This is a genomic window from Anaerococcus sp. Marseille-P3625 (assembly GCF_900232825.1).
In the GTDB taxonomy this organism is placed as follows: domain Bacteria; phylum Bacillota; class Clostridia; order Tissierellales; family Peptoniphilaceae; genus Anaerococcus.
On record NZ_OCTP01000011.1, the window covers coordinates 59,929 to 83,835 of the forward strand.

Below are 23,907 nucleotides of genomic sequence, written 5' to 3' on the forward strand. Positions count from 1 at the left end.
TCTCCCTATTCTACTTCCTTGATGCTAAATCCGTCAGTTTCTGAATCTTTTTGATATAGGCTTTCAAATTCTTCTTCTATTTGAATATCTTCACTATCTTCTTCACTTTCGCTTTCATTTTCTTCTGAACTATTCAAGTTTTGTGTTAAAGATCTTGTTTGGGATTTTATTTTTGATGCATCTATTTTGTCAACTTGACTAAATCTATCTTGTTCGTCTACATTTTCTTTAATTTCTATTACTGAACCATCATCATCTAATAGCTCAACATCTAGGGCAAGTGATTGAAGCTCTTTTACTAGAACTTTGAATGATTCTGGAGTTCCTGGATCTGGGATATTTTCGCCTTTTACAATGGATTCGTAAGTTTTTACACGTCCTGTAACATCATCTGATTTTACAGTTAGAATTTCTTGGAGGGTATGGCTTGCACCATAAGCTTCCAAAGCCCAAACTTCCATTTCTCCAAATCTTTGACCACCAAATTGTGCCTTACCACCAAGTGGTTGTTGGGTTACAAGTGAGTATGGTCCAATGGATCTAGCGTGGATTTTTTCTTCAACCATGTGATGAAGTTTTAGCATATACATTACGCCAACTGTTACTGGATTTTCAAAATTTTCCCCAGTTCTACCATCACGAAGAAGAATTTTACCAGTTTTGTTGATATATGGTGCAGTTTTTGAAGCTTCTTCAAGAGCATCTTCAATTTCAGTATCCATTGCACCATCAAATACTGGAGTAGCTATTTTCCAACCCATAGCTCTTGCAGCAAGTCCCATGTGAACTTCAAGTACTTGTCCAAGGTTCATACGGCTTGGTATACCTAATGGGTTTAGGCAAATTTGTATTGGTGTTCCATCTGGTAAAAATGGCATATCTTCTCTTGGTAAAATTCTTGAAACGACACCCTTGTTACCATGGCGACCACACATCTTATCGCCTACCATTATTTTTCTTTTTGTAGCTACATAAACTCTAATTACTTTATTTACACCTGGAGATAATTCGTCTCCATCTTTTTTGTCATATTCTTTTACATCTACTACAATACCTTCTTCACCATGAGGTACTTTTAGTGATGTATCGCGAACTTCACGAGCTTTTTCGCCAAATATTGCACGAAGAAGTCTTTCTTCTGGTGATAATTCTGTTTCTCCTTTTGGTGAAACTTTTCCAACTAAGATATCGCCAGATTTTACCTCAGCTCCTATACGAATGATTCCGTTAGCATCAAGGTTTTTCTTCATATCATCGCCAACATTTGGTATATCTTTGGTTATTTCTTCGGCACCAAGTTTTGTTTCACGAGCTTCGCATTCATGCTCTTCTATATGAACTGATGTTAAAACATCATCTATAACAAGCTCCTCATTAAGAAGCATAGCATCCTCGAAGTTGTAACCTTCCCAAGTTGTAAAGGCAATTAGGATATTTTTTCCTAAAGCAAGTTCCCCATCTTTGGTTGAAGGACCATCTGCCAAAATTTCATTGGCAAAAACCTTATCGTGAAGTTTTACAATCGGTCTTTGGTTTATGGTTGTTCCTTGGTTGGCTCTTTTAAATTTAAGTAGATCGTAGACTTCAATTTCACCATTGTCATCTCTTTTTACTTTTATTTTTTCATCTCCAACATAAACAACTTCCCCAGCGTTTTTGCTAACTACGCAAACCCCAGAGTCTTTGGCTGCTCTATGTTCAATACCTGTTGCAACGATAGGTGCTTCAGATTTTAGAAGTGGAACTGCTTGACGTTGCATGTTGGCACCCATTAGAGCACGGGTACTATCGTCGTTTTCCAAAAATGGAATTAGTGATGCTCCAACAGAAACTATTTGTTGAGGAGAAACGTCCATATATTGGATGGATTCTCTTGGATAAATATCATTTTCACCCTTGTAACCACGTCCTGAAACTCTCTCGTTTACAAAAACACTGTTATCGTCAAGTGGTTCGTTAGCTTGAGCTATAATAAAATTATCTTCAACATCTGCTGTTAGATAGTCTATTTGGTCAGTTACTTTTCCTCCTGCTTCTACAATTCTATAAGGAGTTTCGATAAAACCATATTTGTTAACTCTTGCATAGGTTGTAAGAGAGGTTATAAGTCCTATATTAGGTCCTTCTGGAGTTTCTATTGGACAAATTCTACCATAGTGAGAATCGTGAACGTCACGAACTTCAACTCCTGCACGATCTCTTGATAAACCACCAGGCCCTAGAGCTGATAGACGTCTTTTGTGAGTTAACTCACTCATTGGATTTGTCTGATCCATAAATTGAGAAAGTTGGGATGAACCAAAGAATTCTTTTATAACTGCAGTAACAGGTTTAATATTAATTAGTCCTTGTGGTGTTGCAAGATCAGGATCTTGAGTTGTCATTCTTTCACGAACAACTCTTTCCATACGAGCAAGACCTACTCTAAATTGATTTTGAAGTAATTCTCCAACTCCACGAACTCTACGATTGCCCAAATGGTCAATATCGTCAACATCTCCAATTCCCTCAAAAAGGTTAAATTGGTAATTTACTATGGCTAGTAAGTCACTTCTTGTAATATTTTTTGGCGCAAGTTCTTTCTTTCTTTTTATCATCATAGAAAGAATTTCTTCATTATCGCTAGCTTCATCGATTATTTCTCTCATTACTGGATAATAAACTTTTTCAGCAAATTCATCTATGTCATAATCAACATCTTTTAATTCTTCAAAAGATTTGATATCTACAAAATGATTGCCTACGATTTTTAAAACTTGATATTCATCTTCATTTTTTTCTGCTAAAATATCAACAGAATTAATTCCGGCATTTTCTATAGCAATTGCTGTAGATTTATCAATAACTTCGCCTTTTTTTACAAAAAGTTCACCAGTTTCGCCATCAATTACATCTCCTGCTGCTTTTTCGCCTTCAATTCTTGGCCATAGGGCAAGCTTTTGGTTATATTTATATCTACCAACTTTTGCCAAGTCATATCTTCTATCGTCAAATAATAAATTATTTATTAGGTTTTGAGCAGATTCTAAACTTGCAGGATCTCCTGGTTTAAGCTTTCTATAAATATCTATTAGTGCTTCTTCACTTGTTTGTGAATTTTCTTTTTCAAGTGTTGTTCTAAGATGTTTGGTATCTCCTAAAGCTTTTATTATTTCATCATCAGTTTGGAATAATAAGGCTCTAACCAAAGTAGTAGCTGGAAGCTTTCTTGTCCTATCCAAGCGAACATTTACTGTATGACTAGCATCAGTATCAAATTCTATCCAAGCTCCTCTATTTGGTATTACAGTACAAGAATAAAGTTCATCTCCGCTTTTGTCAGTTTCTTCTGCGTAATAAACGCCAGGACTTCTTACAAGCTGACTTACTATAACCCTTTCTGCACCATTAATTACAAAGGTTGCAGAATCTGTCATCATAGGGAAATCTCCCATAAAAACTTCTTGCTCTTTTACTTCTTCTGTCTCTTTATTGATAAGACGAGCTTTGACTTTTAAATCTCTTGAATAAGTTGTATCCTTATATTTTGCCTCTTGAATACTATATTTTGTTTGATCGTCAAACTCATAGCCTACAAATTCAAGTATTAAATTGCCGTTGTAATCCTCAATTGGAGAAATGTCTTCTAAAATTTGACCTAGGCCCTCATCTAAGAACCATTGATAAGAATCTTTTTGAACTTTTAGTAAATTAGGTAAATCTAAGACTTGAGGAAATTTAGAAAAACTCACTCTTTCAGTTTTTCCAAAGAACTCTTTGTGATATTGGACCATTAATTAAAACTCCTTCACTCTTTTAAACACGAAAGGCTAAAAATTAGCCTAAAATCCTACAAAAATCTAGGTATATAGATTTCTAGCAATGGTATATTATACCACGGATTACCTAGATTTGTCAACTGGAATTTCAGAAAATAATATTAAAATAAATTACATTACTCTTACTATACATACAATAATTGGTATTGTAAACACAATTTTTTTATTATACCACATATTTATAATTTTCTCTAGGATATTTATTTGTAAAGGCCACTTATGTTATAATATTACTAATGGAGGATCTATGAAAAATTTAATTAAATTTATAAGCACAATTACCGGATTATTCCGATCCGTAGTTACAATTTTGTTTTTACTTGCAATAGCTTTTACAATTTTGGTCGATATTAATTTACTTTACGCATCTTTTGATATGATAGGATTTAATTTTATCCCCAAAGCCTTGATAAAAGCAAGTCTAATAATGGTTTTTGCTATATTTTTTATCCTTAATATTATAATAACTAGACATATTTTTAAAGCAGCAGATACTGGTAAATTTCATTTGTCTAACCTACTTTTTGCTTTAATTTTTTTAGCCTTAGATGGATTTATATTTATTAGCTTGAGAAATGAACAAAAATTCTTTATCTACGTATTTTTTGCCCTTAACGGACTTATTGTAATTAATTCTATTTTTGGATTAATAGCCAAAGCTCGTGGCCTATATGTAGATGATGAAGATTTTGAAATTTCTGATGATAATGATAAGGAAAATAAAAAAGCAAATGATTATATAGAGTTTGAGAGAAAATCTGATATTGAAGAAAATGAGTCAAATGATACAGAAGAAAAAGTTAAAATTTACGCAAAAGAAAGCGACGATGAAAATAATTTTGTTATAGAAACTAAAAATGAGGATCCAATGGTTGTCGATTCTGCTAAACTTATAGAAGATTCTAATACCCATGAAGAAATTGACGATAAATTAGTTTACCAAAGTAATCCAAATGAGCTAAGTGACGAAAATTCAGAGGAAGTTGTTATTACTAATGCTTATAAAGATGATGAAACTAAAAAAATAGACTAGTAACTATAGCTTTTTACTTGGATTTTAATTAAGGAGATTTTTTATGGAAAAAAATTGTTACAAGTTGCTAAAGGAACATTACGACAGCAAGTCTAAGGTAAGAAACGAACTTATTTCTCTAAATTCAAAGCTTTATTTGCCAAAAGGAACCGAGTATTTTTTCTCTGATATCCATGGTGAGGCTAGTGCTTTTTTGCATTTGCTAAAGTCTGCTTCAGGAAATATTAGGGAAAAAACTTCTCTAAATTTTGGCGATACTCTCTTAAAAGAAGAACAAGATAGCTTGGTTGACTTGGTTTATAATCCCAAAGAAGTGCTGCACGATCTTGAGCTTAAGGGAAATCTTAACGAAGATTATCTTACCATAACTATTCATAGGCTAGTATCTCTGTTTAGATTTGTTTCAACCAAATACGCCAAAGATTATGTCAAAAGAAAGTTTGGTACTTCCTATACAAACATTGTAGATGAGCTTCTTTACACCAACGATTCAGAATTTAACAAGAAAGTTTATTACGATAACCTTGTCGATAATGTCGTAAAATACGGAGCCGCTCAAGATTTTATAATACTTATTTCAAAGCTAATCCAAAGAGTAAGCGTAGATAAGCTTCACGTTGTAGGCGATATCTTCGATAGAGGTCCATCTCCACAAATAATTTTAGATGAGCTAATAAATTTCCCTAATGTTGATATACAATGGGGTAATCACGATATAGAATGGATGGGAGCTGTCTGTGGCTGTAAGGCTCTTACTGCTGCTTGTGTTGCAAATGCAATCCAATATAACAATTTTGATATGCTTGAAGATGGTTATGGAATAAATCTTCGCCCACTCTATGAATTTACTATGAAAAATTATAGGGAAGACCCTTGCGAATTGTTCATGCCGAGAATTTTTGATGAAAATCACTACGATAATATCGATTCTTTAGTTGCAGCCAAGATGTTTAAGGCTATTTCAATTATAAGATATAAATTAGATGGGCAATTGATCGAACGCAACAAAGAATTTAATATGGATGATAGAAATTTCTTAAAACATATTGATTTTACAAACATGACTTACAAGGGCGAGCCTTTAAAGGATACAAACTTACCTACAGTTAATCCTAAAAATCCACTAGAACTTACAAAAGGTGAAAAACACGTTATAGATAATCTTCAACAGGATTTCATGAGGGCTAGCAAACTTAAAACACACATTTCATTTTTGTACGAAAAAGGTGGACTTTATAAGGTGGAAAATGGTTCTTTGCTCTTTCACGGTTGCATTCCACTAAATGACGATGGATCTTTTAGGGAAGTAGAAATTGACGGAGGAGTTTTTAAAGGCAAAGCTATGATGGATAAATTTGATAGCGTTGCTAGAGAAGCATTTTATAATAAGGACCCTTATTCAGTTGATGTTATGTGGTATCTTTTTAATGGTAGAAATTCTCCGATTTTTGGCAAAAGTCAGTTTTCTTACTTTGAGAATATTTTTGTAGACAACAAAGACTTAAAAAAAGAAGACTACAATCCATATTTTAAGTTATCCAATAACGAAGAAATTGTCGATATGATTTTGGATGAATTTAACGTTAAATCGACTAGAAGAAGAATTGTAAATGGCCACGTTCCAGTAAAAACTACCAAGGGAGATTCACCTGTAAAGGCCAACAACAAATTATATGTAATAGATGGTGGAATATCAAAACCTTACCAGGCAAAAACAGGCATAGCTGGCTACACCTTAGTTTATAACTCCCATGCAGTTTCGCTTGCAGAGCATAGAAGTTACGAATCCATAACTGATGGAGTCAATTCTTACAGGCCAAACATCAAAGAAGTTGAAGTTCTACACCCAAGAATGCTTCTAAAAGATACAGACCAAGGAAAAGAACTAAAAGAACGTATAGAAGTTTTGGAAAATCTCCTAAAAAATTACGACAATATTTAGTATAGATTTTTAAATCTAAGATAAGTAAATATCAGATTAGAAATTTTTGACCAAAATGCAAAAATGTTTCAATAAAAAAGGAATCTCTTGGAAAATTTATTTTTTCCCTACAAGAGATTCCTTTTTAGATTAATATTTTTCAACTTCTGGATAATTTTCTCCAAAAGTTTCAACTGTGACTTTTTTCATTTTTTGTTCTTCTACTGGTCTATCGGCTCTATCAGTTTTTACATTTGCAATTTTATCAATTATATCCATACCTTCTATAACTTTGCCAAAAGCTGCGTATTCTCCATCTAAGTGTGGACTGTCCTTGTGCATTATAAAAAATTGACTTCCTGCTGAATCTGGCATCATTGATCTTGCCATTGACAAAACTCCGGCCTTGTGAGCTAAATCATTTTTAAATCCGTTTGAAGAAAATTCCCCCTTAATTGAATAGCCTGGACCACCCATTCCTGTTCCTTGTGGATCTCCACCTTGGATCATGAAATTTTTGATGACTCTATGAAAAATTAAGCCATCGTAAAAATTGCTATTTATTAGGGAAATAAAATTATTTACAGTGTTTGGTGCGATTTCTGGATAAAGTTCTGCCTTAAAGATATCTCCATTTTCCATTTCAAAAGTAACTATAGGATTTTTTGCCATTATTAACTCCTTTGTTTATTTATTGATAGTTTATATTTTACCAGCCTTAATTTATTTCTCTAGGAAAATTTCCAAAGAAAAAACATCCCCATAAATGAGGATGCTAAATATTTTTAATACCAGCCATGTGATGCCCAGAATTGTTGAGCTGCTTCCCATGAACCGTATCTTTGGTAAACATAATTATCAGCTGCTGCTTCTTGTTCTGCTGGGCTTGCACCGTAATGAATTAATGATGGGTTAAGTTGATATCTACCATAATAACCCCCTCTTGGATTGTAAGCTGTGTATGAACCATTAGATTCTCTTTGAGCTATCCATTCTTTTGCCCAGTTTGTAGTAGCTTGATATTCTACTTGACCTTGATCTTCTTGGCTTTGTTGTTGAGTTGCTTGTTGGTTTACTTGAGAGCTTTGATTGTTGTTTGTTTGAGTTTGTTGAGCTTGTTGAGCTTGTTTATTTTCTTTAGCCTTAGCATTTTTTTCTAAAGCTACGTTCTTTTCTCTAAAGCTTTCTAGTAAGTTGTGGTAAACATAACCGATTTTTCCATTAATATCTACTTTTACATAACCATTTTCAGAAACTTCTATTACTTCAACAAGCTCACCTTTTTGTAAAATGCTCATAACATTGGAGTTTATTGTTGGTTTATCTCTGAAATTTGTTGCTGCTACAATCGTATCTTCTCCAAGTATATGGAAATATCTTCTTGATACAAAAGCATCTTTTCCATTAAAGTCGATTTTTAACCAATCTCCTTGGTCAGCTTTAACTTCATAGCTTTTTTCTTGATCTGAGATAAGTCCCATTACATTATCTCCTAAGTTTGCTTGGTTTCTTACGTTTACTGCATTAGCTAAGTTTTTATCTATTACTGCCTTTGCTGCATCAGATTCTTTTGCATTTATAGCTATTATTGATGGGAAAACTAAAGCTGTTGCAAGTATATATTTTTTAAAATTAATCATATGTATTAATTTCCTTTCATTTTTATTATTATGTTTTGTAACAATAGTTACAAAATGTTAACAACTCTTTTTTACAAGAGTAATTATATCTTGTAATTGTGTGGAAATTATGTGGATTCTTTTTAATATATTTTTATTTTATTATTTTGTGAATCTTTGATATTTCAAGCTTTTAAACAAAATTACGCTCGATTTTTATTAGAAATTTATGCTTTTAGATAGCTATTTCTACACATTTTCCTCAAAAATTTTATATTTATTTTGTAACTTTTGCCTAGATTTTCGTAATTTATTTTATAAATTTAATTTTATATTTGCCGATAATTTTTATATGTAGTAAAATTTTATATATTGATAATGAAAGAGAGATTGCAATGATTGATGTCTACTTGCTTTTTGGTGGCCCTTCTAGTGAACATGATATAGCTTTAAGAAGCGCCCTAAATATTAGCAAAAATTTAAATAAAGAAAAGTACAATTTGAACTTAGTTTATATTAATAAAGAAGGATGTTTTTCTAAAGCCTTTGCTTTTGAAGAAACTAACGATGAATTTTCCCTAGTAAAAGAAATTAATTATTCAAAAGCTGAGAGCATAGGAAATTTTATCGATGAAATTAAATCCTTAGATCCCAAAAACACCGTAATTATTCCTGCTATCCATGGAACTTATGGCGAAGATGGAACAATTCAAGGATTTTTGGATGTTTTGGGCTTTCCTTATGTAGGAAATGGGCTTTTATCTTCTGCCATCTGCATGGATAAGGTTACAAGCAATGATATTTTCTATAAAAATGGTTTCCTCCAAGCTAAATATTTATATACATATAAAGAAGGCTTTGATGAAAAATTTATAGAAAGATGCGAAAATGAAATAGGATTTCCTCTAATTGTAAAACCTTCAGCTAACGGTTCATCTGTTGGAGTAAATAAGGTAGAAAATAAAGATCAATTGGTAAAAGCTATTAATGAAGCCTTAAAATACGATGACAAGGCCTTGGTCGAAGAGCTTATTGTCGGTCAAGAAATTGAAATTGCAGTTATTGGCGAAAAGAATAATATTCTAGCTACCAAACCTGCAGCGTATCTTACAAATCACATTTTTTTGGATTATGATGCAAAATATTTTGATAAGCAAACCATAGAAGAACTTCCTTATAAGATGGATCCAAAAGATGAAGAAAAAGCTAGAGAATTTGCCAAAGAATGTTACAAAGCTTGTGGCTGTTCTGGTTTTGCCCGTGTAGATATTTTCTACTCAAAGGATAGAAAGCTTTATATTAATGAAATAAATACTTTCCCTGGATTTACTCCATCATCATTTTTTGCAAGACTTGCTATGCTTAGCTATGACAAGGACTTTTCTTATGTCCTAGATCAGATAATCGAAGATGGGTTAAGGAGATTTAATGATAAATAAAACTTTAGGTCAGATTGCAAAAATGCTAAAGGGTGAAATTTCTGATCATGATAAAGAAAATACAATCATTAAAGGAATTTCAACAGATTCTAGAACTATTGATAAAACAAACCTTTATATACCTCTTGTAGGAGAAGTATATGATGGAAGAATTTTTATCAAAGAATGTGAAGAAAAAGGTGCAAGCGCCTTTCTTATAGATAAGGATTTTAATCTAAACAAAAATATCACCATTCCCTATATAATAGTAGAAGATACCAAAAAAGCTCTTATTGATTTGGCAAAAGCTTACCGAAGCGAATTGGATATGAAAGTAATTGCCATAACCGGTTCTAATGGCAAAACTACCTGCAAAGACTTGCTAGCTAAAGTTTTATCTGAAAAATTCCTAGTCCAAAAAACTATTGGCAACCTAAATAATGAAATAGGAGTTCCAAAAACTGTTTTGGACTTAGATCCTCAAACAGAAATTGCCGTAATCGAACTTGGAACAGACAATTTTGGAGATATTTCCCTAACTACAGATATTGTAAAACCTGATATTGCAGCAATTTTAAATATTGGCGATAGTCACTTACTAAAACTAAAATCAAAAGAAGGTATTGCCAAGGCAAAACTTGAAATTGTAGAAGGATTGAAAGAAGATGGTTTGTTTATCTACAACAAGGATGACCCAACTTTAAGAAAGGTCATTGCAGATTTTCCTATAAAACAAAAAGTTTTAAGCTTTGGTCTTGATGATAATTCATCTGATTATAAGATAGAAAAAAAAGAATCTAATTTTAATGGGGTAAAATTTAAACATAAGGACGATATTTTTGCTCTTCCACTAGTTGGCGATCATCAATTATATAATGGAGCCTTTGTCGCAATGGTCGCAAGCTTTTTAGGACTTAGGACAGATGAAATTAACAAAGGATTTTCAAAAGCTATAAGTTCAAAAAATCGTACTGAACTTATTGAGCTAGATGGTTTTGATATCTTGGATGATTCGTATAAATCAAATCCTCAAGCTTTACTAGCAGGACTAAAAATGGCCTATATGCTAAATGGCTATAGCAAAAAAATCGTTGTTTTATCTGACATGCTAGAATTAGGAGATGATGAAGCTTCATATCATTTTGACATAGGAAAGAAAATCGATCCAAATAATATCGACTATTGCCTATTTTTTGGTCCTTTATCCCTTAATATGTACCAGGGCGCCTTAGAAAATTTCCCAAAATCAAGAGTATTTTATTTTGAGAAAAAAGCGGATTTGTGCGATAAGCTCAAACAGCTTATTAGTAAATCTACTCTTGTTTTTGTCAAAGGATCTCATGGAATGCATATGGAAGAAGTAATAGAAGCTATTAGAAAGCTAAATATATAAGGAGTAATTATGATTTATACTGTAACCCTTAACCCTTCAATTGATTTATTGGTTGAATTGGAAAATCTAAATTTAGGTCAATATAACAATATAAAATATGAAACAACTCTTCCAGGTGGAAAGGCCCTAAATGTTTCAAGAATCCTTTCAGCTCTTAGAATTCCTTCAATAGCTACAGGTTTTGTGGGTGGATTTCAAGGTATGTTTATCAAAGATTGGCTAGAAAAAGAAAAAATCCAAGCCGATTTTGTAGAAATGAAAAATGTTAACAGAACAAATATAAAAATTTTTGAAAACAAAAGAGAAAGTGTAATAAATTTTCCAGGCCCTAAAATTTCTTCACAAGAAGTTAACGAATTGCTTTATTATTTATCCAGAGTTAGAGAAGGCGATACTCTTATTTTTGGTGGATCTGTCCCACCTATGGAAGAAAATAGAGATGTTGAAATTTATGACAGATTAGTTTCTGTTGCCACGTCAAATAAGGCTGATTTTGTAGCTGATGTTCCAAGTAAGTATCTTTTAAATATGGTTAAGGAAAAACCTCTACTAATCAAACCAAATGGAGAAGACATTGCTGAAATCTTTGGAGTTGAAATTAAAGAGAAAAAAGATTACATTCCTTACGGCAAAAAACTTCAAGAAATGGGAGCAAAAAATGTAATTATTTCCTACGGTTCTCAAGGTTCCATGCTTTTTGCTGAAGATAAGGTTTATGCTTCAAATAAAATTGACGATGGTAGAGAAATTGTAAATACAACAGCTTGTAGAGATGCGATGATTGCTGGATTTTTGGGAAATTTGGTAAAAGATAATAATCCACTAGAAGCCTACAAAGTTTCAATTGCTGCAGCAAGTGCAACTGCTAGAGTTCTCGACTTGCCAAGTCATGATGAGATTATGGGAATGTTAAAATATGTTACAGTTGATGAAATAGAATAAGAATTTAAAAGATCTCCCTTAATTTTAAGAGAGATCTTATTTTTTATCTTTAAAAGCTCCTATTTGTTTTTATCATCTTCTATTAAATATTCTAGAGCTTTAATGGCAACTTTTATAGGAATTTCCGTATCGTGAACGACAGGATTTTCCAAATTTTCTTTTTCTCTTTCTTGGTTAGCTACAACCAAAAAGCAAGCGCCACACCTAACTTTTAGATAGTGGCTTACCGTAAATAAGGCTGCAGATTCCATTTCGCTTGCTAGAGCTCCTAATTTTTTCCAAGCTTGCCATTTATTATTTAGTTCATAGGAAATAGGCATTTTATCTGCTTCATGTTGACCATAAAAAGAATCCTTGCACTGAACAACTCCCAAATGACTATTTTGTTTTAGACTATCGGATGCTTTTTTTAGGGTACTTGTAACTAAAAAATCACTTACAGCAGGAAATTCTATAGGCGCATATTCTTTGCTAGTTCCTTCAGCTCTTATAGCAGCATTAGCTATGACTATGTCGCCACTTTTTACATCAAGACTAATTCCTCCACAAGTTCCAACTCTAATAAAAGTGTGTGCTCCTATTTTTGTAAGTTCTTCCATGGCTATAGCTGCTGAAGGTCCTCCTATGCCAGTTGATGTTACTGAAACTTTTTCTCCATTTAAAAATCCTGTATAGGTCACATATTCTCTATTATCAGCCACTAATTTTGCATTTTCAAAATGCTCTGCAATTTTTTTGCTTCTTTTTGGATCTCCTGGCAAAATTACGTATTTACCGATATCATTACTATCTAAATTTATATGGTATTGTTTGTTATTCTCGCTATAGTTCATTGTTTACTTCTCCATAGGCAAATCAATTTTTATATAAGGAATCTCATTTCTTTCAAGCAATTCTTTTGCATAATCATCAACCCTATAAGCGTTGTTATAATATATTTTGCTAATTCCAGCTTGAATCAAGCTTTTTGTGCAATTTAGACAGGGAAAATGGGTCACATAAGCTATACAACCATTTACAGAAATTCCTTCCTTGGCACAATATAAAAGTGCATTCATTTCTGCATGGATTGTCGCTATGCAATGGCCATCTCTCATGGTGTGTCCTATTTCATCGCAATGAGGATTGCCTTTTATAGATCCATTATAACCAGTGCTTACAATTCTATTTTCCTTATTTACAATTACACAACCTACATAAGCTCTATCGCAAGTACCTCTTTGTGAAACTGTCATAGCAAGATTCATAAAATATTCTTGCCAGCTTAACCTATCCTTTGCCATAATTACTCCTTAAAATTTAAGTCTAACTTTAAACAAAACATCAAATAATTTATAACTTAACAATAGGCCTAAGCCATATATTATTAAGTTCAATAACAAATTATATGGGCCTACAACTACGCTCATCAAAAAATAAATAATTGATGTTAGTGATAAGATACCAAGGGTTTTTGCTATAATGCTAACTGGCTTTGAAATTATCATCAATCCAGATTTTTCGGAAGATATTTTACTATTAACTCCATAGGCCAAAATTGCCCATAATATTGCTATTATCAAAAATCCAGCAATTGATAGATAAGATTTATTAACATTAAAGACTATTTCAAAAGGCTTTAAAATTTCCGGTAAATTATTTGCTATATTATTATAATTTTCAGAAAAATCATAGGCTACATTCTTATTAAATATTGAAATCATCACAAATATCAAAGTTTTTACAAGTCTAAAGGAGCCTATGGCTATAATTGATAGTCCAAGGTGTCCTATGAAATTACCAGCTATCATTCCCAAAGCTACTGCAAAAATACTTGTTGCAAAAAACATCAAAAGCATTTTAGAAATTGTTTCTAGACCTATTAAACTTATTAATGGTCCCCAATCAGATGCTTTCATAAGTCCCATACCTATAAGGTAATTAATCAAAAATATGCTTAGTCCAAAGATAAAAACCATGATACTTTTCATGACTATTTCATCCTTTTTTCTCCAAGGAAACATACAAGTAAATTCGTAATAAGGTAAAGACTCTTCAAGACTTGTAACTAGAATTGCTATTATGAATATGAAAAAACATATTGGCAACGTCAAATCCTCAATGTAATTTCCGCCATAGGAATTTTCTACTTTGTTTCCCCCATAATCTTTCCAAGTTGTAAGGTAATTATTATAAGTATAGTAAGGTTGTGTTATTAAATAATAATCTTCACCAAATTCTTTTTGGAAATTCTCCATATTTTTTTGAAATTCTTGCTCGTCAACTTTTTGAAGCTCTTCATTTTCTTTTAACTTATATTTTTCTTGGTATGTTTTTGCGATTTCTTCTGCTTGACTTAAAAATTCCTTGTCAATTTTTCTGTTTTTTAATTTGAAACTTATATTTGTTGCATTTGCCATTTCATTTATGGATTCTTTGAAATTTTTGGAGTCAACATCCAAGCCATTTTTTAATCCCAAACCGTTGGCAAGAGCCACCAAAATTGATATTAGCAAAATCCATATGCCAAATCTTTTCATGGTAATTCTAAACAATTTCTTAAAATCACTCATTTTCTTGCTCCTTCTTCTAAATAGAAATAATCTTCTACTTTGATTTCCAAATTGTCATATTGAACGACATTTTCATTAGCCAAGATCTTTTCTAAGTCTTCTTTCTTTGAATCAATAAGCAAAGTATACACCCTGCCAATATTAGAAAGTATAATCGCTTTTTCTTTTATTTCATTAGGCAAGTCATCTTTAACGACAAGTTGGATTTTGTGCAAGTTGAGATTATTTTCTTCTGAAGTTGATGATAATTTTCCATCTTTGCTTAGATATAAAATATTATCACATATTCCAGTTAGATCTGACAATTCGTGACTTGAAGCAAAAACTGCACATCCCTTATCCTTGGCATCTAGCAAATAATTGGTTATAAGTCTTTTATTTATTACATCCATGCCATCGAGAATTTCATCTATCAAAATAACTTTTGTGTTACTTGCAAGAACTGTTATAAGTCCCAAAAGATTTTTTTCGCCCTTGGAGAAATTTCTCACAGATTGGTTTAAATTTATATTATTTTTAGCTATTTCACTTACAAAAAACTCCCTATCAAAATTAGGATACAAAATCTCATAAAAATCCGGAATATTTTTTACCTTATTATAATCAAAATAATCAAATCTATCTGGCAAATATGCTATATGCTCAATTGTTTTAGGATTGATTTCCAAAGAATTTCCACAAATCTTAACTTTGCCTGAATCGTGCTTATAAATTCCAACTATTATTTTTAGCAAAGTCGTCTTACCAGATCCATTTCTTCCGACAAGACCTGTGATATTTCCCTCATCAAGCTTAAAAGAAATATTATCTAAAACTTTTTTCTCATCAAAAGACTTGTTTAAATTAATAACCTCAACGAGCATTTATATCACCTGCTTTTTTATAAAGTTTAGTAACATCATCTAAAGTGATGCCTAAGTATCTTGCTTCTATCAGATCATCTTGAAGTTTTTTCATCATTTCATCAATTCTTGCGCTAATTTTTGTATCGTCAAAGGATATAAAAGTTCCAATTCCAGTTTTCGTTTCTATAATCCCTTGCCTATCAAGCTCTCTAAATGCTTTTGAAACCGTAGCTTGGTTAATTAGAAGTTCTCTTGAAAGTTCCCTAACAGAAGGAAATTTATCTCCATTTCTAAAATATCCCTTGGCTATAGCTAATTTCGTCTGTTCTACCAATTGCATATAAAGAGGCGTATCTGAATTAGGATTTAAATCAAACAAAATATTACCTCCATAAATCGTTTTGTGCAACACCATACACTATTAGTATAAATTATATTATTTTTACCAACTTTGTCAATACTTTAAATAAAAAACCACATATCTATAGGAATTTCTATAAATATATGGTTAATTTTTAAAATAAAGTTGCAAAGGGTTTGGCTACAAAGCCTATTGCCTTTTCTATTGGAGAAATATTTGCTAAATCTTCCAAGTTAATCTCAGTAGCTATATTAAAGAAAACATCAAAATCCTCTCTCATTTGACTAATAGCTTTAGTTTCATTCATCAAAACTCCGCACTCGTAATTTAAATAAAGAGCTCGATAATCAAGATTAATTGTTCCTACAAAGCCAGACGAATCATCTGATAACCAAGTTTTGGAATGGCAAAATCCTGGCGTGTACTCATAAATTTTGACTCCATTTTCCAAAAGCTGTTTGTAATGAGTTTTTGCAAGGGCAAAGGCTATTTTTTTATCTGGAATATGAGGCAAGCAAATTCTAACATCTATACCTCTTTTAGAAGCATTGATCATTGTTAAGATAATTTGATCTTCTAAAATCAAATAAGGACTCATCATATAAACGTAGTCTTTGGAATTTTCAATAATGCTTAAAAGTGCATTTTTCCCATAATCTTCCTTATCTTTAGGGCTATCACCAAATGGTAAAACATATCCTTCAGCCTTGCTATCAAAGTATTTTGGCAAATATCTGGAAAAATCTTCCATTTCATCTAAGGTTGAATTCCACATTTGTAAAAACATTATGGTAAAAGATTCAACAGCTGAACCATCTAGTCTTAGTCCGCAATCTTTCCAATGGCCAAATCTTTCGAAAACATTTATATATTCATCAGCAATATTTATCCCACCTGTAAAGGCGATTTTATTATCTATTACAAATATTTTTCTGTGATCTCTATTGTTATAATATGTTGAAACTATAGGAATCATAGGTGAAAAAACTCTGCATTTAATGCCCAAAGATTCCATTTGCTCTCTAAAATCAGATTTAACTCTTATCAAGGAATTTGTTCCATCATACAAAAGTCTAACCTCAACTCCCTCTTGAACTTTTTTTACCAATTCTTCAAGTATGCTGCCCCACATATGACCATAATCTATGATGAAAATTTCTATGAAAATAAAATCTTTGGCAGATCTAATTGCAGTTAATATATCAGCAAACACATCTTCACCTACTGGGTAATACTTTGTAGATGTATTATTATAAGTTACAAATCCTCCGGCATCATAAAAGAAGTTACTTACATTGTAAACTTTTTTCTTATTTTCCTTCAAATAATAATTTAAGTTTGAATCCCTATTATAATACTTTCTGCCTGCTTCTTCTAATCTTGTAACTTTTTCTTGTTCTTTTTTATGACCAATGCTAAAATGATCTAATAAAAATACTGCGCTGGCAAAAGTTGGCCAAATGGCTATAAGCATAAACCAAGAGAGTTTATAAGATGGGTTAATAGAATTCATATTAAGAATTATTAACATTATAAGCGCCCTTAAAACCGTATCGCCTCCCAACAATACTGATGGTTCGATGTCTATATACCAATATAAGTAAAAAATAAGAGCAAGTTGTAAAAGCACCAAAATTATGAAGACTCCAGCACGGCTAAAAAACAAAGAAATCAAAGACTTTTTTGTTTTTTTCACATACTTATTTTCATTAACTTTTTCTATAATATTTAAAGCTTCATCTTTCATAATTTAATTATAGCAAATTTTTGCCTTTAAGTTAACAAAAAAAAGATTATAATCAATAATGTAAGTTTTAAGGAGTTAATAAATGAGTAAAATTTTACTTATAAATGATTTTGTTTCAAAAGGAAAAATTGCTGGAAATATAATGGATGCTTATTTATCTTATAAGCTTCACCAATGCTATTTTTTGCCAACAGCTTTGATATCCCACAACTTTTCTTTGGGCAATATTGCAAAGCTAGATACAAGCTCTTATATCAAAGATTGTCTTGATAGTTGGGATAAACTTGGCTTTACTTTTGATATTATATTTATAGGATATGTCGAAAATAAAAAACAAAAAGATTTAATAATTGATTATATAAATAAAATTAAGTATAATCCTCTAATTGTCTTAGATCCGATTATGGGAGATAATGGCAAATTATATAAGAACGTAAATAACGATAAGCTAGAAATATACAAAGATTTGCTACAAATCGCCCATATTATTATTCCAAATTCTACAGAAGCTAAATTTTTGGGTCTTTGTGATTTTGATAAACTCTTAGCTACAAATAAAAAATATTTGATAACAAGCCTTGATTGTGAAAATAAGCCCTACAATTTAGTAATTGATAAAGATTTATATAAAGTTTATTATGATAAAATAGATCTTAACTACGGTGGGACAGGAGATTTATTTGATAGTTTATTTTTGGATTATTACATAAAAACTAAAGATTTAAAAAAATCTTTGGAACTTACCACAATAGATATTTCTAAAATTCTAAAAATCCAAAAGGAAAAATACGGAAATTATCCATCTCTTGCTATCGAATCAATTCTTAGTGAAATTTATGGAGGAAAGTATGCTTGAAAAAAAATATTATAAAAGATCTATGGAGATAGCCTGGCCTGCTGTTTTTGAGTCTTTTTTTATAGCACTTGCAGGTATGATAGATACATTTATGATAAGTGGCCTTGGACCTTCTGCAGTTGCTGCTGTTGGACTAACCACTCAGCCAAAATTTTTGGCCTTTACAATATTTTTTGCAATAACTAGTGCAATATCAGCCTTAGTAGCCAGAAGGCAAGGCGAAGATAATAGGCTAAAAGCCAACCAAACTTTGGTAACAGCGCTTATAATTTCTATTATTTTTGCAATTTTAATAACGGTTATTATGATATTTTTTACAGATCCTATTTTAAAATTTGCAGGAAGTGCTGAAGATACTCACCAAATGGCCAAGGATTATTTTATAGTAATTATGCTTGGAAATATCTTTAATGCCATAGCTTGGTCAATAAATGCTGCTCATAGAGGAGCTGGAGATACTCATACAGCTTTCATAACCAACGTTGTAGCATCAATTGTAAATATAATTTTTAACTATTTACTCATTCAAGGTAACTTTGGTTTTCCAGCCATGGGAGCAAAAGGTGCTGCTCTTGCAACAGTTTTAGGTACAGTGGCTGAAACGATTATGTGTATCAAATCTTTAACTAAGAAAAATTCTTATATAAATTTTAAAGAAATGAAAAAACTTCCAATAAAAATTGAGAAAGCTATTAGTAAGGAAATTTCAAGACTTTCAACAAATATCTGTGCAGAAATAATGTCAATGAGAATTGGATTTTTCATAACAGCCCTAACAGCTGCAAGGCTTGGAACAGAGTTATTTGCTATTCACAATGTAGGAATGAACCTCTTATCACTTTCCTTTTCTTTGGGAGATGGAATGAGCGTGGCTGTAATAACCCTAACTGGAAATGCCCTAGGTGCCAACAAAAATGATGAAGCCATAAAATATGGCAAGGCCTGCCAGCAAATTGGTTTGTTGATGAGCCTTCTTATTTCAATAATATTTTTTACCCTAGGAAAGACGATCTTTAGCCTATTTTTTACAGATCCTTCGACAATTGATAAAAGTGCTATAGTCATTAGATATATTTGGCTTATAGTTTTCATGCAAATCTTACAGGTAATATATGGCGGTTCTTTAAGAGCTGCAGGAGATGTAAGATTTACCTTGCTAGTTGCCATAGTTTCAGTAACAATAATAAGATCTCTAGTAACACTTATAACCGTAAATATTTTACATCTTGGTCTTGATGGAATTTGGATAGGAGTTTTAGCCGACCAAGTTAGTAGATTCCTAGGATTAAGATATAGATTTAATAAAGGAAAATGGGTAGAGCTAAAAATTTAATTAAATTTTGAAAATAACTGAATCTAAAAAGTTTATCAAGCTTTTCGATTCAGTTTTTCTATGGTCAAAAATCTCTTTTATTGATATAATCAAATAAAGTAATTTGAAAATCAGAAAGGAAATTTGTATGAAAGTATTTAAGAAGATATTGCTAATCTTAGCTACAATGGCTTTACTTGCTCTTGGTTTTTTCTTTTGCAAAGAATATGTAAGCAAAAATCAAGATGTGGAAAATGAAGAGATTTCAGAAGATTCTTATGAGAAAATCGAATCTTTACAAGCTTCAATCAAAGAATCCTATCCAGAAAAATCACAAAGAATAGATTTTCCTGACAATAATAACTTTTTTACCATTCCTGGCCAAGAGGAAATTATCCAAACAGATTTAGGCCAATATGTGGATGGTGAGCTTCTGGTAGATGTAGACTTAGAAGAATTTGACGAAAATATTTTTGAAAAATACGGGGCAAAAATAGTCGGCAAATGCGATATTTGGGGAGGCTATCAAGTAAGTATTCCAAATAAAACTATAGACGAACTTGAAGCTATAGCTAAAGAAATTGGTCAAGAAAATGGAGTTTTAATCTCTGAAGTCCACTGGATAATACCAACGCAAAGTAATGAATACGAATATCCTGATGATAATTTTATCTTAGATTATAAAAACTCTATTCCTCCAGATGATAAGAAGAAGCCAAAAGATTTCAATAAAGATTCCTTATGGGGAAAGTTCAATCCGGATAAAAATTGGCAGAAAAACCTAAAAGCTTTTGAGAAAATAAGGTATTTTTTAAGAGCTGATATTGAATTAAATAATAAAAATCCGTATTGGGGGTACAAAGTAACAAACTTACCTTATATGCGGAAAAATCTTGAAAGTAAATCTGATGTCACTGTCAATGTATTCGAAAATGGAATTATGGAAAATCTGAACGATGACCTCGACTTTGAAAATCTTAATATAAGCGACCTTAACCAAGACTCTGACAAGGATACATCCCTAAAAAATCCTGACTTGGAAAATGACGTCAAAAAAGAATACGAAATGGCAGATAAGATAAATAATGAACAAGGTAATAAGTTAACAAAGCATACCTACCTAGTATCTTCAACCATAGCTGCCAAACACAATAATTATGGAATTTCAGGTGTAAGTGATAAGTCTAAGGTACAGCTAATGCCTTATTCAAGTAGCCTCTTACCTTATCTAATGGCCTATAGATTATATTCTCCTGATAACAGCTCAAATATATTTAATATTAGCTGGGGTTACATAATCATGTCGCTTTATTATATAAATGCAAGTGATACTAATGCTGCTGAAATAAAAAATAATGAATTTAGAGAATTTCTAGTAAATAACCGTCAATTCTTAAAAGAAGAAGAGCTAAAAAAACAAGCACTAAAATCAGATTATCAATATTTTAATGAATTTATCAATAAAGAGAAAAGTGTAGACGATAATGATAAAAGGAGAATAAACTTAGCTCTCAGATCATTTAAAAATGACAATAAAGATTTTTTAATAGTAAATTCTGCTGGCAACGAAGATGAAGAAATAGAAAAACTAAAAGATTTTTCAGACGTTAAAATTACTAAAACAACCATTTTTGATGATTTAGATGAAGATTTAAAGGACCATGTTATCATAGTTGGTGCTGCTTATCCAAAAGTAAGTAAAGATGGAATCAGTTATTGGGAATACTCTACCAAAAAAAATGTAGATATAGTTGCACCAGGAGTTGCTATGCCAGCTTATGACGAAGAAGGTCGTGTTGTCTTATGGCAAGGAACATCAGCGGCAGCACCTTTTATTACAGGTCTTGCTGCCAATCTTTACAGTGCTTATCCCGACCAAATGAACGGTCCTCTCGCCAAAAAATTAATTCTAGAATCTGGTAATCTTGATGTTATTGATTCTCGCAATGGGGAAAATTCTAAGCTAGTTGATGCAAGAAAGCTTACAGAATTAGCAAAGGCAGAAGATTTCCAAGAAAAAGATGAAGATACAAAAGGTTTAAAAGAAGAAAGAATAGATGCTAAGTCAAATAAGTCAAAGTCTAGTCCAGATAGGGAAAAGAAATCCTACTACCAGGACCGCAATGACCCAGAGTTAGCAGAAGATAGAAGATATTTTATTGAAAATGTCTTAGGAAAAATAGACCAAGTAGATTTTAAGGAAAGCCAAATATACCTAGTCAAAATGAAGGACGATTCATCATTTTACCTAGTAACCAAGGATAATCATTCAGAATATGACTTACAAAATTTCAAGGTTTATCTTGCTATTCCAAATGCAGACCTTTCTAAATATAGTCTACAAAGTGTAGAAGACTTTATCCCTGATGAAGAATTTGAAGGTGCCTTTGCAGACCTATATATCTATAATTTCTATGACCCTGATAAGGATAAATTTACTGATTACCTCTTCCTTTTCCGTGACCATGGAGGTAATACAGTTGGAGATTATACAATAAGAGCCATTGCAATGGATAAGGGCAAGCTTTATCATATAGAGGAATTAAAAGATAGCTTAGCCTATAGGGACCTTGTATATACTAAAGATTATCCTCAAGGACTCTTAAATGGATTTAAAATCACCTTAGAACCTAGAAATTACCACAATGTGTATATTAAGCATGATTTTAATAATTATGATGGCAACTTCACGCCAATAGATTTAGAGATTAATAAGGAAGAAAAAGTTCAAAGCAAGGAAGATTATGACCTTGGATTTGTAAAACTCTATAGGGATATAATAAATTCTACTAAGCCTTATTATAATGATGAATACCATCCTCTTTACCTTAACGAATCCTATTATAATGAGGATTTGAAATTTGGCCTTTGTAAAGTTGATGACTTTTCCTATCCTAACCTAATCCTTTCATCTACCCATGACGGCTATAGTACTTATTCAGTCATACAGTATATAGGAAATGGCAAGTATAATACACACCTTATCTTAGACCCGGGACAATCAGGCATAAGCTCAAATTATGTTTATAGTTATGATGATAAGCATCTATTTATTGATAATACAATGAATGATGAGATCTATGTGATAGGCAAAGTTGATGGTAAAATTCGTGTAAACTATGGTTTTTCTAAGAACTTACAAGGACCTGCTGACGTTAGAATAGACTTAGTTGGAATAGATAAAACTAGTGCCAAAGCTTTTGACCAAGAAAGCTATAATGAGCTTGTTTCTAGATTAAAACCTGTAAAAATGTATCCAATGAACGATAAAACTTATATGGAAGTAATCGATAAGTATAAATCTGGACAATCAAAGGATAATACTGTAAGAGAAGATTTATACAATCTAACTATCAATAATCCATTTACAAATAAAATAAGTTATCACGAGCTTTCCGTAATAGAAAAAGATAGCCTATATTATTTAGATGTAAATGACTACAACAAATTTTCTATGGAAGATTCTCCATATATGACAGATCCAGAATTAAAAAAATACAAAGATCCATATTTGAAAGTATTAGAAGAAAATGACGGCAAATATATTAAGAAAAATGAAGATGGAACATATTACTTTTGCCTATATCCTGGATTTTTACCTACTGATGATCCTAATTTAATAAAATATCGATTCCAATATTTCCCTAAATACGGAGCAACTTGTTTTGCTTATAAGGATTATATGAAAGTTGATGAAATAATATTCTTGAAAAATGATTATCCAGGGATAATTACCAATGATAAATTATATCTAGAAGCTGATTTTCTAAGCTGGTGGATGGGTTTTATCTATGATATTAATCCATCTAACAAAACTATAAATATGACAGAAGAAGGTCATGATATAGGCGAAGAAGGTGTAGATTATATTTCAATTTCAACAGCTTCCTACAATTCTATGGAAGAGCTGTTAGAAGATAATTTTAAAAAATAAATAAGAATGATTTAAAAATTAAGACTTAAAAAGAATACAGATAAATTACTTTGCAAAATCAAAATTATGGCATAGGTAAATAATTTTGATTTTGCTAAAATTTATCCTTAAATTCACAAGAAAAATATTGACTAAAACTCCATTTTAAAAGACTTA

Annotated in this window: 17 protein-coding genes; 8 read left to right on the top strand and 9 right to left on the bottom strand. The window is 31.6% G+C overall.

Annotated features, from left to right (window positions below; translation table 11 throughout):
- Positions 1-5: 5 nt before the first annotated feature.
- A complete protein-coding gene (locus CS884_RS05205; RefSeq protein WP_099321000.1) occupies positions 6-3,773 on the bottom strand; it encodes a DNA-directed RNA polymerase subunit beta in 3,768 nt (1,255 codons plus the stop codon).
- 292 nt (positions 3,774-4,065) lie between these two features.
- Here CS884_RS05205 and CS884_RS05210 point away from each other — a divergent pair, with 292 nt between their 5' ends.
- Both CS884_RS05210 and CS884_RS05215 read left to right on the top strand, forming a co-directional pair.
- Complete coding sequence (locus CS884_RS05210; RefSeq protein ID WP_099321001.1) at positions 4,066-4,851, top strand: hypothetical protein; 786 nt, start codon at positions 4,066-4,068, stop codon at positions 4,849-4,851.
- Between the two features lie 43 nt (positions 4,852-4,894).
- Positions 4,895-6,793, top strand: a complete 1,899-nt coding sequence (locus CS884_RS05215; protein ID WP_099321002.1) for a fructose-1,6-bisphosphatase — start codon at positions 4,895-4,897, stop codon at positions 6,791-6,793.
- Positions 6,794-6,922: 129 nt separating this feature from the next.
- On the opposite strand, the gene CS884_RS05220 is transcribed toward CS884_RS05215, so the two are convergent.
- Both CS884_RS05220 and CS884_RS05225 read right to left on the bottom strand, forming a co-directional pair.
- Positions 6,923-7,444, bottom strand: coding sequence for a peptidylprolyl isomerase (locus CS884_RS05220; RefSeq protein ID WP_099321003.1), 522 nt, complete (start codon positions 7,442-7,444; stop codon positions 6,923-6,925).
- A gap of 113 nt (positions 7,445-7,557) precedes the next feature.
- Positions 7,558-8,412 carry an SH3 domain-containing protein gene (locus tag CS884_RS05225; protein WP_099321004.1) on the bottom strand — a complete coding sequence of 285 codons (855 nt, stop codon included), beginning with the start codon at positions 8,410-8,412 and terminating at the stop codon, positions 7,558-7,560.
- Positions 8,413-8,786: 374 nt separating this feature from the next.
- Here CS884_RS05225 and CS884_RS05230 point away from each other — a divergent pair, with 374 nt between their 5' ends.
- Genes CS884_RS05230 through CS884_RS05240 form a run of 3 tightly spaced genes read left to right on the top strand, consistent with a single transcriptional unit; the run spans position 8,787 to position 12,144 of the window.
- Complete coding sequence (locus CS884_RS05230; protein ID WP_099321005.1) at positions 8,787-9,830, top strand: D-alanine--D-alanine ligase family protein; 1,044 nt, start codon at positions 8,787-8,789, stop codon at positions 9,828-9,830.
- Complete coding sequence (gene murF / locus CS884_RS05235; RefSeq protein ID WP_099321006.1) at positions 9,820-11,202, top strand: UDP-N-acetylmuramoyl-tripeptide--D-alanyl-D-alanine ligase; 1,383 nt, start codon at positions 9,820-9,822, stop codon at positions 11,200-11,202. Before CS884_RS05230 ends, murF begins: the two co-directional genes overlap by 11 nt.
- 9 nt (positions 11,203-11,211) lie before the next feature.
- A complete protein-coding gene (locus CS884_RS05240) occupies positions 11,212-12,144 on the top strand; it encodes a 1-phosphofructokinase family hexose kinase (RefSeq protein WP_099321007.1) in 933 nt (310 codons plus the stop codon).
- 59 nt (positions 12,145-12,203) lie between these two features.
- Here CS884_RS05240 and udp read toward each other — a convergent pair whose 3' ends face one another.
- The 6 genes from udp to cls form a co-directional block, all read right to left on the bottom strand.
- Positions 12,204-12,977: a uridine phosphorylase gene (gene udp, locus CS884_RS05245; RefSeq protein WP_099321008.1), complete on the bottom strand. Its 774-nt coding sequence runs from the start codon at positions 12,975-12,977 to the stop codon at positions 12,204-12,206.
- A gap of 3 nt (positions 12,978-12,980) precedes the next feature.
- Positions 12,981-13,427 (bottom strand): deaminase, encoded by a 447-nt coding sequence (locus tag CS884_RS05250; RefSeq protein WP_099321009.1) that lies wholly within the window; start codon positions 13,425-13,427, stop codon positions 12,981-12,983.
- 9 nt (positions 13,428-13,436) lie between these two features.
- Complete coding sequence (locus CS884_RS05255) at positions 13,437-14,696, bottom strand: MFS transporter (RefSeq protein WP_099321010.1); 1,260 nt, start codon at positions 14,694-14,696, stop codon at positions 13,437-13,439.
- On the bottom strand, positions 14,693-15,559 hold the full coding sequence (locus CS884_RS05260) for an ATP-binding cassette domain-containing protein (RefSeq protein ID WP_099321011.1): 867 nt from the start codon (positions 15,557-15,559) through the stop codon (positions 14,693-14,695). The genes CS884_RS05255 and CS884_RS05260 overlap by 4 nt, the downstream gene beginning before the upstream one ends.
- Complete coding sequence (locus CS884_RS05265) at positions 15,549-15,920, bottom strand: GntR family transcriptional regulator (RefSeq protein WP_099321012.1); 372 nt, start codon at positions 15,918-15,920, stop codon at positions 15,549-15,551. The genes CS884_RS05260 and CS884_RS05265 overlap by 11 nt, the downstream gene beginning before the upstream one ends.
- A 136-nt stretch (positions 15,921-16,056) precedes the next feature.
- On the bottom strand, positions 16,057-17,649 hold the full coding sequence (cls, locus tag CS884_RS05270; RefSeq protein ID WP_099321013.1) for a cardiolipin synthase: 1,593 nt from the start codon (positions 17,647-17,649) through the stop codon (positions 16,057-16,059).
- Between the two features lie 82 nt (positions 17,650-17,731).
- On the opposite strand from cls, the gene CS884_RS05275 reads away from it, so the two are divergent.
- The 3 genes from CS884_RS05275 (at position 17,732) to CS884_RS05285 (ending at position 23,751) form a co-directional block, all read left to right on the top strand.
- The gene (locus CS884_RS05275; RefSeq protein WP_099321014.1) at positions 17,732-18,505 is read left to right on the top strand and encodes a bifunctional hydroxymethylpyrimidine kinase/phosphomethylpyrimidine kinase; all 774 of its coding nucleotides are present in this window, start codon (positions 17,732-17,734) and stop codon (positions 18,503-18,505) included.
- Positions 18,498-19,838, top strand: a complete 1,341-nt coding sequence (locus CS884_RS05280; protein WP_099321015.1) for an MATE family efflux transporter — start codon at positions 18,498-18,500, stop codon at positions 19,836-19,838. The genes CS884_RS05275 and CS884_RS05280 overlap by 8 nt, the downstream gene beginning before the upstream one ends.
- 127 nt (positions 19,839-19,965) lie before the next feature.
- Complete coding sequence (locus CS884_RS05285) at positions 19,966-23,751, top strand: S8 family serine peptidase (RefSeq protein ID WP_099321016.1); 3,786 nt, start codon at positions 19,966-19,968, stop codon at positions 23,749-23,751.
- Positions 23,752-23,907: the final 156 nt, after the last annotated feature.